General features: G+C 50.3%; 12 protein-coding genes. 9 read left to right on the forward strand and 3 right to left on the reverse strand.

Annotated elements, in window-relative coordinates; all coding sequences use genetic code 11:
• Nucleotides 1-23: 23 nt before the first annotated feature.
• The 6 genes from Mpt1_RS01990 (at nucleotide 24) to Mpt1_RS02015 (ending at nucleotide 8,309) form a co-directional block, all read left to right on the forward strand.
• Complete coding sequence (locus Mpt1_RS01990; RefSeq protein WP_048111623.1) at nucleotides 24-929, forward strand: IS5-like element ISMte1 family transposase; 906 nt, start codon at nucleotides 24-26, stop codon at nucleotides 927-929.
• 328 nt (nucleotides 930-1,257) lie between these two features.
• Entirely contained in the window at nucleotides 1,258-1,548 is a 291-nt protein-coding gene (locus Mpt1_RS07550; protein ID WP_148305798.1) for a hypothetical protein, read from the forward strand.
• 38 nt (nucleotides 1,549-1,586) lie between these two features.
• A complete protein-coding gene (locus Mpt1_RS07850; RefSeq protein ID WP_048111625.1) occupies nucleotides 1,587-6,188 on the forward strand; it encodes an InlB B-repeat-containing protein in 4,602 nt (1,533 codons plus the stop codon).
• Nucleotides 6,189-6,311: 123 nt separating this feature from the next.
• The gene (hypA, locus tag Mpt1_RS02005) at nucleotides 6,312-6,692 is read left to right on the forward strand and encodes a hydrogenase maturation nickel metallochaperone HypA (protein ID WP_048111626.1); all 381 of its coding nucleotides are present in this window, start codon (nucleotides 6,312-6,314) and stop codon (nucleotides 6,690-6,692) included.
• Nucleotides 6,692-7,771: a hydrogenase formation protein HypD gene (gene hypD / locus Mpt1_RS02010; protein WP_048111627.1), complete on the forward strand. Its 1,080-nt coding sequence runs from the start codon at nucleotides 6,692-6,694 to the stop codon at nucleotides 7,769-7,771. The genes hypA and hypD overlap by 1 nt, the downstream gene beginning before the upstream one ends.
• Before the next feature lies 1 nt (nucleotide 7,772).
• Nucleotides 7,773-8,309: a hypothetical protein gene (locus Mpt1_RS02015; protein WP_048111628.1), complete on the forward strand. Its 537-nt coding sequence runs from the start codon at nucleotides 7,773-7,775 to the stop codon at nucleotides 8,307-8,309.
• Here the strand turns inward: Mpt1_RS02015 and Mpt1_RS02020 are convergent.
• Both Mpt1_RS02020 and Mpt1_RS02025 read right to left on the reverse strand, forming a co-directional pair.
• On the reverse strand, nucleotides 8,306-8,986 hold the full coding sequence (locus Mpt1_RS02020) for a DNA alkylation repair protein (RefSeq protein ID WP_048111629.1): 681 nt from the start codon (nucleotides 8,984-8,986) through the stop codon (nucleotides 8,306-8,308). The two genes, Mpt1_RS02015 and Mpt1_RS02020, sit on opposite strands and share 4 nt — an antisense overlap.
• The gene (locus Mpt1_RS02025) at nucleotides 8,986-9,453 is read right to left on the reverse strand and encodes a methylated-DNA--[protein]-cysteine S-methyltransferase (RefSeq protein WP_048111630.1); all 468 of its coding nucleotides are present in this window, start codon (nucleotides 9,451-9,453) and stop codon (nucleotides 8,986-8,988) included. Before Mpt1_RS02025 ends, Mpt1_RS02020 begins: the two co-directional genes overlap by 1 nt.
• A gap of 52 nt (nucleotides 9,454-9,505) precedes the next feature.
• Between Mpt1_RS02025 and Mpt1_RS02030 the strand changes: the two genes are divergently transcribed.
• Nucleotides 9,506-10,429 carry a DUF1848 domain-containing protein gene (locus Mpt1_RS02030; protein ID WP_048111631.1) on the forward strand — a complete coding sequence of 308 codons (924 nt, stop codon included), beginning with the start codon at nucleotides 9,506-9,508 and terminating at the stop codon, nucleotides 10,427-10,429.
• Here Mpt1_RS02030 and Mpt1_RS02035 read toward each other — a convergent pair.
• The gene (locus tag Mpt1_RS02035) at nucleotides 10,409-11,428 is read right to left on the reverse strand and encodes a bile acid:sodium symporter family protein (protein ID WP_048113660.1); all 1,020 of its coding nucleotides are present in this window, start codon (nucleotides 11,426-11,428) and stop codon (nucleotides 10,409-10,411) included. The genes Mpt1_RS02030 and Mpt1_RS02035 overlap by 21 nt on opposite strands.
• 74 nt (nucleotides 11,429-11,502) lie before the next feature.
• Here Mpt1_RS02035 and menA point away from each other — a divergent pair, with 74 nt between their 5' ends.
• Complete coding sequence (gene menA / locus Mpt1_RS02040) at nucleotides 11,503-12,438, forward strand: 1,4-dihydroxy-2-naphthoate octaprenyltransferase (protein ID WP_048111632.1); 936 nt, start codon at nucleotides 11,503-11,505, stop codon at nucleotides 12,436-12,438.
• Complete coding sequence (locus tag Mpt1_RS02045; RefSeq protein WP_048111633.1) at nucleotides 12,438-13,193, forward strand: ubiquinone/menaquinone biosynthesis methyltransferase; 756 nt, start codon at nucleotides 12,438-12,440, stop codon at nucleotides 13,191-13,193. Before menA ends, Mpt1_RS02045 begins: the two co-directional genes overlap by 1 nt.
• The last annotated feature ends 8 nt before the right edge of the window (nucleotides 13,194-13,201 follow it).

Here is a 13,201-nt window from a genome sequence, read left to right on the forward strand (position 1 = left end):
TGTGAGAAAGCAGGAGCCAGACGATGGCAGAGATGGGATGGGACAGACAGTATAATAGACATTGGGATGAGTATAACCAAAGACTTGTCGAACGGGGAAGGATATTTTGGGACCTTTCATGGGTCCCTAAGCATCTGGATGAGATAGGTTCGAATGAAAAGAAACGAGGACGGCCGCGTTTGTACGGGGATGCTCTGATATCTTATGTTTCCAGGGTCAGGACGGTCACGGGCATCCCCTTCAGGATGCTGGAGGGTCTTTTCAAGCCCGTGTTCGATCTGATCGGGATAGAGGTGCCGAGCTATCCGACGCTTTGGAGGCGCTGTACCTCTCTGGAAGCGGCAGCCGGTATCAAGGCGACCGCGCGCAAGAGGAACGTTGCGGTCGACAGTACAGGGATAAAGGTCACCGTCAGGGGAGGATGGATGAGGGAGAAGTGGAAGGTGCACAAAGGATGGCTTAAACTTCACATTCTCTCTGATGTGGAGACGAACGAGATCCTCGCATTCGTGGCGACGGACGAACGATCAAGCGATGCCAAGCACCTGCTGGCACTTGTGGATGCGGCCTTGGCCGCAGGCCACGGGATAGCGAAGGTGCTTGCGGACGGGGCGTATGACACGAGGAAGAACTGGAATGGGATGAGGGAGAGGAAGATAGAGTTCATAGCCCACATCAGGAAGAATGCTTCGACGACATCCAGAGGATGCACCGTGAGAAGCGCGCATGTACGGGAGAGGAACGCAATAGGCGAGGACGAGTGGCGTAAGAGGTACGGCTATAACATGAGATGGAAAGTGGAATCGGTCTTCTCCGACCTCAAGAGGATGTTCGGAGAATCCGTTTCTTCGAAGACGTTCGAGAACATGGTGGCGGAGATCTCCAGGAGCATCGAGTGCTTTAATATGATGAAGGCGGCAGGTATGTGAATGAATTATGAAACACAGTTCAGAAAAGGCAAAATATTATATATATGAACCTGTACATTGTCTGAAAAACCGTTTTTTTTTGTACTTTGAAAAAAAGTATATGAGTTGTCTATGCACTATTATTTTTTTAACGGCTGCCAGTCGAACAGAGATGTTTCGTTGCTTTTTGCTCAGGATTCTATCTAAAACTTATACCAGCTTAATAAGGATATATTTTGTAGGGAACAATTATATACTTTATACCAGAGTAGGTTTTATAAATAGGGTTTCGCAGGTGTCCACGAGAGGGGGCATTAAGCATCTGTGTCAAAAAATACAGGTGAGTTTAATGTCATCAAAGAATAATCGTGCAAATATAAATGAGACCAACGAAAGACTATACAGGAGAAGTTACTCTGGCTCAAGAGCTACGAAAAATGCTCTTTTTGTAACTCTTTTGTTAGTTGTCGCCGCACTGGCGGGGGCAACATTGTTTGATAAGGGCGCAGATACATCTTCTGCCGCCCCCGGAGACTGGACGTTATCGCACACATCAGGCTTTACAGAAGTGCGCACTATATTGAATTCTGAGACGAATAACGGAAGCGTTACGCTTGAAGAAGGGTATATATATATCTGATCGAGGTCAGCGGCGCTCAGGGCAGCGCGGGCGGCGGAGTGAACAGTAATGCCGACGGCGGCAATGGAGGTGTTGTTGCCGCATGGTTGGATCTGACCAGACCGGGGGAACAGGCTATACAGGTCAGCTATCTGACAGGCAACGTAGGCAGCTCGGGTGCCGGCGGAATAGGGAATCTCAAAAGCGGCGGTGCCGGCGGCGGTGCGACCGTTCTGACCTATGACGGGACCACAATACTTGTGGCCGGCGGAGGGGGCGGAGGAGGAGCAGAGGCTACCGATGACCAACAACATGGTGGTGCCGGCGGTATCGGCGGAACCATGAGCAGCACATCAGCATCTTACGCCAACGGTACTGTCTATTACGGCGGCGATGGGTACTTAAGCATAGACAGCAAAGGTTCCGTCACCGACAGCAACGGTAAAGGCGGCACCACTGCCGGCGGAGCCGGGGGCGTTGCGGGAAATAAGGGAACGATCGGCATCAACGGCGGCAGCTCGCTGACCCCCGGCGGCAACAACGGCGGTGCGGGCGGCGGAAACTATGAAGGATCCGGAGGAGGAGGCGGAGGCACCGGTTTCACGGGAGGCGGAGGTGCAGGCGGAAGCGGTAATCAAGGGTACTCTACCGGCGCCGGCGGCGGAGGCGGTTCAAGTTATATCAGCAACAGTTTATCCTATGGTACGCCAACAGTCTCTACGAACAGTGGTGCTGGGCATATCACCATCATCCAATATGCATTCAAGGAGGCGGCCAGGATACATGCCGGCCCCCAGACTGTAACTTATTCCGGCTCTCCTCAGACAATAATCGAAACTACAGCCACAGTCGAAGGATTGACGACCGGAATTATACCGACTAACTCCGCTTACTATCTGAAGTTCACATATACGGGCACACTCAGAGACGGAACGGCATATGGTCCGACCGATGTCGCGCCGACCGATGCGGGTACCTATTCCGTGAATGTCGATCTGAATTACAACACAGACAGATACTATTTTGCACTTCCCGGAGATCCGCTTTATAATTCGCTCAACCCGGATGGACCGGTGACAGTAACACTGATAATTGATTCAAAACCGTTGATCAAACCGACTGCGATCATAACCAGGGTCCCGTGGATAGACAATTCAACACCCGTGACACTCCCTCTGAATGATTTCGACGGCAACGCAATGGACATCACAGGCAATGTCTATAGCATGATAGGTAGCTATACAGCCACTATCTCGCTAAAAGATGTGTGGAACTACTATTGGGACGGCACGGCATTCGACACGGCCCCCTTTGACATACCCTGGGAGGTCGTGGACAGTTGGAAGTTCACGGGTACGATCACCTTTTTCGACCCCACCAACCCATCACACCCTCTCAATGGCGAACCCATCTCGGATGTCGTAGTGTCCTATTATTTAATACATAACGGCGTAAAAAGTCCTCTCTTGTACTCTGCACCCAGCCTTTCAGATGGGAGTTATGTGGTACGTTTCCCGATAGGAGACAGCGTCGAGATCAATGATGTGGTGAGGGAAGGTTATCAACTATCCGATAACAGTCAATTGCCGGCGAACCCGATCATCAATGACGGGGATATCTTGGATTTCACGATGTATTTCGATTCAAGCGTGACATTTACGATATCTGGCCATGTGGAATTCTACGACTGGAGGCTTTCTCAAACTTGGCAGGACATGCTGAACGGCTACCTGATGAATCTGGTCAAAATAGAATACTCCGTTAACGGCGTCGACCAACCGCCCATAATGACCGACCCAGATGGGTATTTTGATATACAAGCCCACTCAGGAGACGAGATCGTAATAAAAGGACTCACTAAGGCGGGATTTGTGTTGAATGCGGCAGGCGATGAAAATATGTACTCTACATCTCCCTCATCACCTTGGGTGCCATTCCAACCGTCGCCGCTTCATTTCTTCCTTGATAAGAATATCGAGCCGAATTTCTCAATGAGATATGCGAATGAAGCCCACCCTATGATAATCACGGTTGTGGATCAGGACGGGAATGAAATGGAGGGCGTAAAGATATCTTTCACCGTATATGTCGATCTTGAGGAAGACGAATATAATCCAACACTCCCAATTAACGAAGAACGTACCGTTGACAGGACAGAAAAAGAAGTGATAACGCAAGATCTGCACGGGGATAAATTTGCCGAAATAGTGGTGGAGGCTCCGGAAGGATATGTTCCTGGACTCGGCGACTATTGGCTTTGGGTAAAAATAGGTTCCTTGGATTATACGGGATACTTAGTAGATGAGACCACGCCTACCTACAACGGCGGAGATTGGCCGGCGGACTGGAAGTGGACATGGGTCATGGACAATGATGTCAATGCTCCGATACTATTGACCTTCGTGATGATAAAGGCGGCCGTTGTGACGTTCGATCCGAACAACGGCGGTCCGCTCAACGGAGGAGATTTGCCTTGGTCCATCCTGGTCAGACCGTCAAGCTATGTAAGCGATCCTTCGCTAAAGGAAGACGGCACACCCGCGTATGAATACGGCAGTATGACACTTGTCGGATGGTACGCCAGCGGTTCCGATGTTCCGTGGGACTTCAGTAACGATGCAGTTTTAGGCGACATGACATTGACCGCGATGTGGGGCTGGAATGTGACGTTCGATGTAAAGAACAACACAGGAGGCACGATCACCGCAGCGGTCGGTTCAACTCAGATCACATCACCGGCCAAGGTCATTGACGGTAAGACCGTCGACTTTGATGCAACGCCCGATGCAGGGTGGTGCGTAAAGGCCTGGTACGTGGACGGAATAGAAGTTCCAGGTGTAACATCGGAAACATTCTCCTATCAGATCACCGCTGACACAGATGTCACGGTAGAGTTTGAACCGATGTTCGATACGATCTACGACGACAACGGCGGAACCGGCGGACCCGGAACGATATCCGACAGGATAGCGGCCACATACCCGCTGTCCACACCGAACCCGACACATGCTCAGGTCTCAGGAGTGAACGTCCTGTTCATCGGATGGACCCTTGACAACACAACGTCAGGGGTCATACTCGAACACGGCGGCACTGTCCCGACCCTCGAAACGGACGTCACAATAACCAACGCCGACGTGACCCTCTACGCAGTATGGGGATACGACCGCAACAACGACGGAACGCCCGATGTGAACGAGACCGGATACGACACGATCTACGACGACAACGGCGGAACCGGCGGACCCGGAACGATATCCGACAGGATAGCGGCCACATACCCGCTGTCCACACCGAACCCGACACATGTTCAGGTATCGGGAGTGAACGTCCTGTTCATCGGATGGACCCTTGACAACACAACGTCAGGGGTCATACTCGAACACGGCGACACCGTTCCGACCCTCGAAACGGACGTCACCATAACCAACGCCGACGTGACCCTCTACGCCGTATGGGGATACGACCGCAACGGCGACGGAATACCGGATATTCTGGAGACCACATACACACTTACCTACAACGCTAACGGCGGCAACGCATCATCGGTGCCGGCACCTGTCCCTGATATCCTTATTTATACAGACTATCCATTGAACTCAACCACATTGCCCACCCATGCCAATGCGGCTGATGGCAGGGCAATAGTCTTTGCAGGATGGAAGGGATCGGCCGACACGAAAATCTACGCTCCAACTGATACGATCACAGGGATTATTACAACTGTTCATATGGTAAAGAATACCACTGTTTTCGCAACATGGAAGTATGTTTCCGTGCCTGTCCCGCCGCAGCCTAAGCTATACACAATTACCGCATCCGCCGACTCGGGTTCCGTAATATCTCCGAGCGGAAGAGTCACAGTGCAGGAGGGCGACAGCAAGACGTTCACCTTCTCAGCGAAGGACGGTTACACAATAGCGGAAGTGTGGATAGACAGCACGTATCAGCTCTCACAAGCGGAAATAAACAGCGGATCCTACACTTTCACAAATGTGATGTCCAACCATACCATAGCTGTGAAGAGCATTGTCGGCCCAAGAGCAAGCGACATAATCCTGACGATCAGCATCGCACAAGGGAACGGATATGAAGAATACAGCATCAACGGCGGGGGCTTCACCAGATACTCCGGACCTGTTACATTACAGGCCGGAGACAACGTTTCCGTAAGGGCGATCGCAGCCGACGGTTACCGCTTCGTCAAGTGGGAGACCCCGAGTGTCAACACGAATTCTTTGTTCACCATCAATGATGTCAGAGTGTCCGTGCACCTTGACCTATACTTCGCAACAAGCGACACCAGCGCCGTCAGCGGCAACAGTGTCCCGTGGCTGATAATAGGTCTGCTGATCCTAATTATCCTGCTGGTATTGTTCCTGCTGTTCCTGCTCTGGGTAAGGTCCGGACTCTTCGTCAAGGCCCTGAAGAACGGCGAAGCTGTATCGGGAGCGGCAATAACCTTCAGAGTAGAGAAGGACGGCAAGATCGAGAACGGCATCAAGAACACAGGTTCAGGTGGCAAGTGCAAGATACCCGCGAAGAAGAAATCCACGGTCACGATCTCAACGGCGGCCAAGGATGGAAGCATAGCCGCAGGTCTGCCAATGACGGTCGTGATGGAGAGCAGGAGAGAAAAATTGGAGATACTCTTCAAGTAAGGCGTCTGGGACGGATCTAAACAATTTTTCAAACTTCAGCCGGCTTAGGCCGGCACAACCCCATTTTTCAATAAGAAAAAGAGAACATATTGAGTTTATAGTTGAATTGCCATACCGAGTCCAATGCATGAAGTTTCTGTTATGGCCGACCTGATCGAAGCCATCAAAAAGGAACTGGAAAGATATGACGTGGTATCCGTCAAAGAGGTCTATCTCATAGTGGGTAAACTTACCAATCTAGGCTCGGAGCAGCTCGAATTCGCATTTGAGATAATGTCAAAGGATTCGATCCTCGACGGTTCGAAACTTACTATCAAAGAAGAAGAAATAGAGGTCAGATGCAGCCAATGCGGATACGAGGGGCCTGTGAACAACATGGATATCGGAGAAGAATCCCATTTTTCCGTTCCGATCCTATCCTGCCCCAAATGCGGCAGCGCTGTGATAATAACAGCCGGAAAATCGTGCCGCGTCAGTTCAATTGATATCGAGGAGGCGGATTGATGTTCAAATACAGGGACGGGGACACAGCAAAGAAGATACTGGCCGCAATAAAAGATACGGGTGTCGAAAGCAAATTCATGCATGTCTGCGGCACACATCAGGATACGATCGTACGTTTCGGTCTCGAAGAACTTTTAGCGGACGCAGGCGTCGAGATATGTCAGGGTCCCGGATGCCCCGTATGTGTCACAACAAGCAAAGAGGTCGCAGAGGCCATCACGCTTGCAAGGAACGGAGTGACCGTAACGGCATTCGGAGATATGATGCGCGTCCCCACAACCGTGGGGTCCCTTTTCGACGCAAAAGCCGACGGTGCAGATGTGAGGATCGTCTATTCGATCGAGGACGCCGTTAAAATGGCATCCGAACAGACGAAACCGCTGGTCTTCATCTCGGTGGGATTCGAGACCACGGCACCCTCAACATGCGTTCCGCTGAAAAAAGGCAATCTGCCTGAGAATTTCAGCATCTACAGCTGCCACAGGATATGCCCTCCGATACTGGATGCGATATTCGACATGGGCGAGATAAGGATGAACGGCATGATCATGCCAGGCCATGTCGCAGTTATCACCGGTACAGAACCCTTCAAGGTATATTCGGAGAAGTACGGAATGCCCCAGGTGGTCGCCGGATTCGAACCTCTAGACATGCTGATGGCAGCCTACATGTTAACAAAACAGAGAGAGGAGGGCCGCGCAGAGGTGGAGAACGAATACACCAGGTTGGTAAAGCCGAACGGCAACCCTATCGCAAAGAAGCTGATGGAAGAGACCTTTGTTCCCGTGGACAGAGAATGGAGAGGGTTCCCAACGATCCCCAAGAGCGCATTGGCACTTAAACCGAAATATGCCGAGCACGACGCCAACATCGTGCACAAGGATATCCTCGCTCTCACGCCCGAAGTGGAGGCCGAAGCCAAAGGATGCAAATGCGGCGAGGTTCTGAGAGGGCTTATAAAGTCAGAAGAATGTCCGATGTTCGGCACCGCATGCAAGCCTTCGAGTCCGAAGGGACCGTGCATGGTATCAGAGGAAGGGAACTGCAGCATTGCATACAGGTTCTCGGGGAAGAGATGAAATGAAAGTGGCGAACCTCAGGTCGGTTGTGGTAGTAACGAACGATTCTACGGTGTTCCTTCATAAGGGACTGGCCAGCGCATTCGAGATGTTCGGCGGGCGTGTCACGGAGATAAAGAACTTCGTCGCAAGGCTGGATACCGCAACAAAAGGCGACAGAAAGCTTTGCGACGTCTCTTTCGGAGTGATCTCCACAAGGTTCGGTTTCGTCCCGGGGAACTACGTGATCTCAAAGTATGACCACGTCATGGACAAAAAGGAAGATTATATCCGTGTCCAAGAGGAAAAGGACTATCTCGGCCAACTGAGACAGATGACCATGTATTTCGACAGGATCATCGTTTGCGTTCCGAACGCAATGTTCGAGATGATGCTTAAAGATAACACATTCCAGTATGGCAAAGTGATAGCTGTGACGTGTCCAGCTTTCAAAGAGGAATGCGAAAAAAGAGGATGGATCGCATTCGAAAGAAAGGGTGCCCGTCTCGGAAGCGCCAACGCCGATGCGATATTCAAACTGATAGAGAAAGAGTCTTAATCGAGGGACTTCTTCTTTGCTTTGAGCCTTGCTTTGTCTTCTTTGCTTACCCTGAAAGAATCGGTTATCTTCCGGATCGCCATATTCCTTATATCGCTGTCCAACGGACCTCCGAACAGCATGGGTTCTGTTCTGTCCGGGTATTTGATGTAGCAGTATGACAGCGTCCACGCCGCACCCATTTTGTAATAGTATCCAGGATTGTATTTTGTTGTTAGGAGTTCGAGAACCATATCGATATGATCGTCATCCAGGAAATGGTCCAACATCATCACGGCCGACACTCTCATCATGAACTCATCATCTGTTTTGATAAGTTCCATACAATAATCCCACAACCTTTCTTTGTCTGCTTCTTTAACAACCCATTCGCCGCAGAATATGTCGCATAGCGCCCAATTATCTATCTCAGGCATGAACTTCTTTGTAAGTTCCAGCCTTTCTTCGAAGCTCACTTTCACATTCGCTGTCACGAGCGCCTTAAGCATACACTCTTCGTGGTATTCTGCCGGTCGATCAAGGAATTGCCGCCAGTCGCCGTTGCAGATCCTTTTTGACATCTTTCTCAGAACGGGCATTCTGACGCCGATGATCTCTCTCGACCCGGCGACGATCTTCGTGTGGAACTCCCTATACTCCGGGTCGGCGTTGTCAAAAAGTTCTTTCCGCACGTTCATCAGAATCTTATTCCTTCGATCTCCATCAGCTTTTTCTTTAAGGTGAGGCCGCCGCCGTACCCTCCGATATCCTTCGAAGCGACGACCCTGTGGCATGGAATTATCAGCGGTATCGGGTTTGCGTTGCAGGCGCTGCCGACTGCGCGGTAAGCGTTTGGGTTTCCGATCCTCTTTGCGATATCGCTGTAGGATGCGGTCTCGCCGTACGGGATGTTCTTTATCTCATTCCATACTTTTTTTTGAAATTCGGTGCCTTCTGTTTTCAGAGGAAGTTTGAAGGTCATTCTTTTCCCGGTGAGATATTCATCTATCTGACGCGCCGCCTCGACCAATGCGGGACATTCTCTCTGTTCCCTGAAAGGAAGGTTGCTGTTCGGTAAGTATACACCGTCGATGCTGCCGGATCCGTCGTCGGAAATGCTGACCATTCCGATGAGGGTCATGTAGGTTTGTATACCTCCGTTCATGAATAGTTATTTTTTTGAGAATATTAATCTCCTTCTATTGCATCATTGAATTATGATCATCTGCGCCAGCAGGAGGACGGATATTCCCGCTTTCCATTCCGAATGGCTGATGAACCGCATCCGCGAAGGATATGCGTTGGTCAGGAACCCGGTGGCGAAGAATGTTGTTTATAAGGTCGATCTGTCCCCGAGAAGCGTCGACCTCCTGCTTCTTATGACAAAGGACCCTCGCCCGTTGATCCCGTTCATTGAAGAGTTAAAGGAAATGAAGATGAACATCGGATTCCAGATAACCATCACGCCATACGGAAAGGACATCGAACCCGGGGTCCCGGACAAAGCGGACATCGCAGAAGCTTTTAGGACGATATCGAGGACGATCGGGAAAGAGAGAATGATCTGGAGATATGACCCGGTCATCCTGAACGATAAATTCGATGTAAGATATCATCAGAGGAAGTTCGAGGTTCTGTGCAGAGAACTGTCGGGATATACTGAACGTTGCATATTCAGCTTCGTCGAGGAGCATGACAAGCTGAAGGGATACTACTCGAACGGCAGATTACGGAACATATCGCCGGAAGAGGCGGATGATATCGGCAGAGTGCTGTCGGACACAGCACGTGACAGCGGGATAGAACTGAGTATTTGTTGCTCCGAATACGATCTCACAAAATACGGGATATCGTCGAGAGGGTGCATCGACAAGGAGCAGATGAAAGCGCTGGGTGTTCCTTACGAAGAGATGCAGACCCCCATACGGGACAGATGCAAGTGTGTGAGGAACATCGACATCGGAGAATACGATACGTGCGACCATGACTGCATCTATTGTTATGCGAACCGAACTCCGGGAGGGATCAGGAGTCAGAAACAGTACGACCCCGAAAGCAAGATCCTCTTCGGAACCCTTCACAGAACGGACAAGATCGTCGAGCTCGCTTCGAACAAGAACTCAAAGATCACCGATTTCTGAACCTTCACTCTCAAGCTCGCGCCTCATCCTCTTCTTTGTGAACAGGACCGAATCCATGAACACCACCCAGAGCGTCTCCATTATGACGGATACCGCAACGGCTACCATAGCCGTCGAAACGGCAACCGGACCACCTATCGGAGCCATGACAGCGATGCAGAGTGCGATGGCGATCCCTTTGTTCTTGTAGGACATTATCAGGATATCCGTGACCCTCTGGGACCATCCGATACCCATGCGTTTTTCGATTACCTCTACTGCATTGCCCATTCCGTAAGTTCTGAGAGCGCCAACCAGCAGGAACACCGCCACGATCATCAGAGCATTCTCTCCCGCCGGGAACTTTGTCGAGCTGACCGACATCCAGACAAGGAATCCGATTATGCAATTCAGAACGACCGCCATCACTGTCTTGTTCATCTTTGCCTTTGTTATGAATCTAGATACCAAAAGCGGGATACCGACGCACTCGATCACAGTGATGATGAGGTCCTTCATGTCGACTTGGCTTCCCAGCAGGATGAAGACGATGAAAGGTATCCAGACAAGAGAAACAACATATGTATATATCGTCGCACGGCAGGCGTGTTCCATGTCCCCCCTCAGAATGAACGAAAGGGGCGCGACGGATGCGGCAAAGGGTGTCGCCGCAATGAAGACAAGCCCGGGCGCATAATCGCGGAACATTTCTGTATCCTTAAGTAATAAATATCCCAAGAGGGGGAAGATCGATGCCAATACCAATCCGAGCACCAACGCTCTTACGATGGCCATCGGGTTCTTCGCAGGGCTCAGATTCTTACTGGGTATCCTTGACAGGGAGATCGTCATCATGACCGCAAGCAGGAATATCGTCAGGTTGCTGGTGACGTTGGTGTTAAACCCATTTGGCAGTAAGAAATCATGGTAAAAACCAGAGAAGTTCGTGACAAGAGCTACGAGCAGAGCAGCCGCCATCATGAAGGCGCTGCTCGTCAGGAGTTTTATCGCCGGACGCATAATTATTGAAAGCATAGGTTATATTTCAAAGCATATGCGCAAAATAGATAATATTGAAGAGAGTCATGTAAATAATGGCTGATGTCAAGAGTGTGAGGCCTGGGTGGTACAACGCATTCAGACCATGGTCTCTGCACGGTGCGGTGATACCCGTCCTCATCGGAGGCGCAGTAGCTTATTACGATGGTTATCTGGACCAAACGAATTGGTGGATATTCGTCATGGTACTGATATGCGGTATCCTGCTGCAGTCTGCGGCCAACCTCCTGAACACATATGGGGATTATGTAAGGGGCACGGATACCGTCGACACTCTCGAAGACCGTTCAAGGTCTCCCGAACTCGTAACCGGAACGCTGAGACCGAAGGCGATATTCATGGCTGGCCTGGCATGTCTGGGTATAACGGCGCTGTGCGGAGTTGTCTTCATCTGGTACATAGGATGGGGGATACTGTTCTTCGGGATACTCGGCATCGCTGGCGCAGGCCTGTATACCGTCGGCATCTCATACAAATATCATGCGATGGGCCTGATCAGCGTGTTCTTCATGATGGGGATACTGATGCCATTAGGAACATACTATGTCCTTTCGGGGGAGATGTCTTACGTTGTTCTTCTGATGTCCCTGCCCAATGCATTTGTTCTGACGGCCGTTCTCAGCGGCAACGAAACAAGAGATTATTATGAGGACAAACAGGCGGGGGTCAGAACGCTCTCCAGCTTCTTGTCGTACGAAGGAAGTCTGAGGCTGTACTTGGTACTCAACGCAATAGCTTTCCCCGTATTGCTTGTGCTTATCGTATTCCAAACGATCCCCTGGGCATGCGCCCTTGCATTCATCACGCTTATCAACATGTATCTATTGTACGGAAATGCGAAAGGGGCACCAAACGACAAGAAAAAGAGCAGGCTTCTTGTGCCTTTATCTTTCAGGATGAACTGGCATTTCGGACTCCTTCTTGTGGCAGGATACTTAATAGGGCAGTACATCATCCCCGGAGCATTCTGATGGAAGAAGAACTAAGACCTAACGGCACCCAATTCGAGGGTAAAGAAGAGTATGTCAAGGAGGTCTTCACCGAGATAGCGTCATATTATGACGAGATGAATGAACTTATGTCGATGGGTATGATCAAAAGATGGCATAGATTCATGATGAAAAAGGCCGGGGACATCGATTCAAAGATATGCCTGGACATAGGCACAGGTACGGGCGAGATCGCTTTCCTTCTTGCAAAGAACGTCGGAAAGGACGGCAAAGTTTACGGTGTCGATATAACTCCCAGAATGTTAGAACATGCCGATATGAAAATGAAGGAACAGGATATCCCGAGACCGATCATATTCGAGGTGGGTGACGCCCTGTCGTTGAGATTCCAAGACGGTTATTTCGATGTTGTGACCTCCGGATACATGCTCAGGAACGTCACCGACATTCAAAAAGCGATTAACGAGATGTTCAGAGTACTGAAGCCCGGAGGAAGGGCAGTGGTCGCGGAGCTTTCGAAGCCGAATAACAGATTTATAAGATTCTTCTACAACTTATACATGAATCACAGAGTGTACTGGCTCGGAAAGAAGTACGGCGGCGGTAAGAAGATCAACGGGAAAGAGCCGGCATATGAGTGGCTGACATCGTCGATAGAAGGGTTCCCTCACGGGAAAGAGATGACAGATAAGTTCAAAAAGGCCGGGTTCGAAGACGCACAGTATTTCGTTAAATCATTGGGTGCCGTGAACATCTATCTGGGTATAAAGAAGTGAGCCGAAGC

It is taken from the genome of Candidatus Methanoplasma termitum (genome assembly GCF_000800805.1).
Classification (GTDB): Archaea; Thermoplasmatota; Thermoplasmata; order Methanomassiliicoccales; family Methanomethylophilaceae; genus Methanoplasma; species Methanoplasma termitum.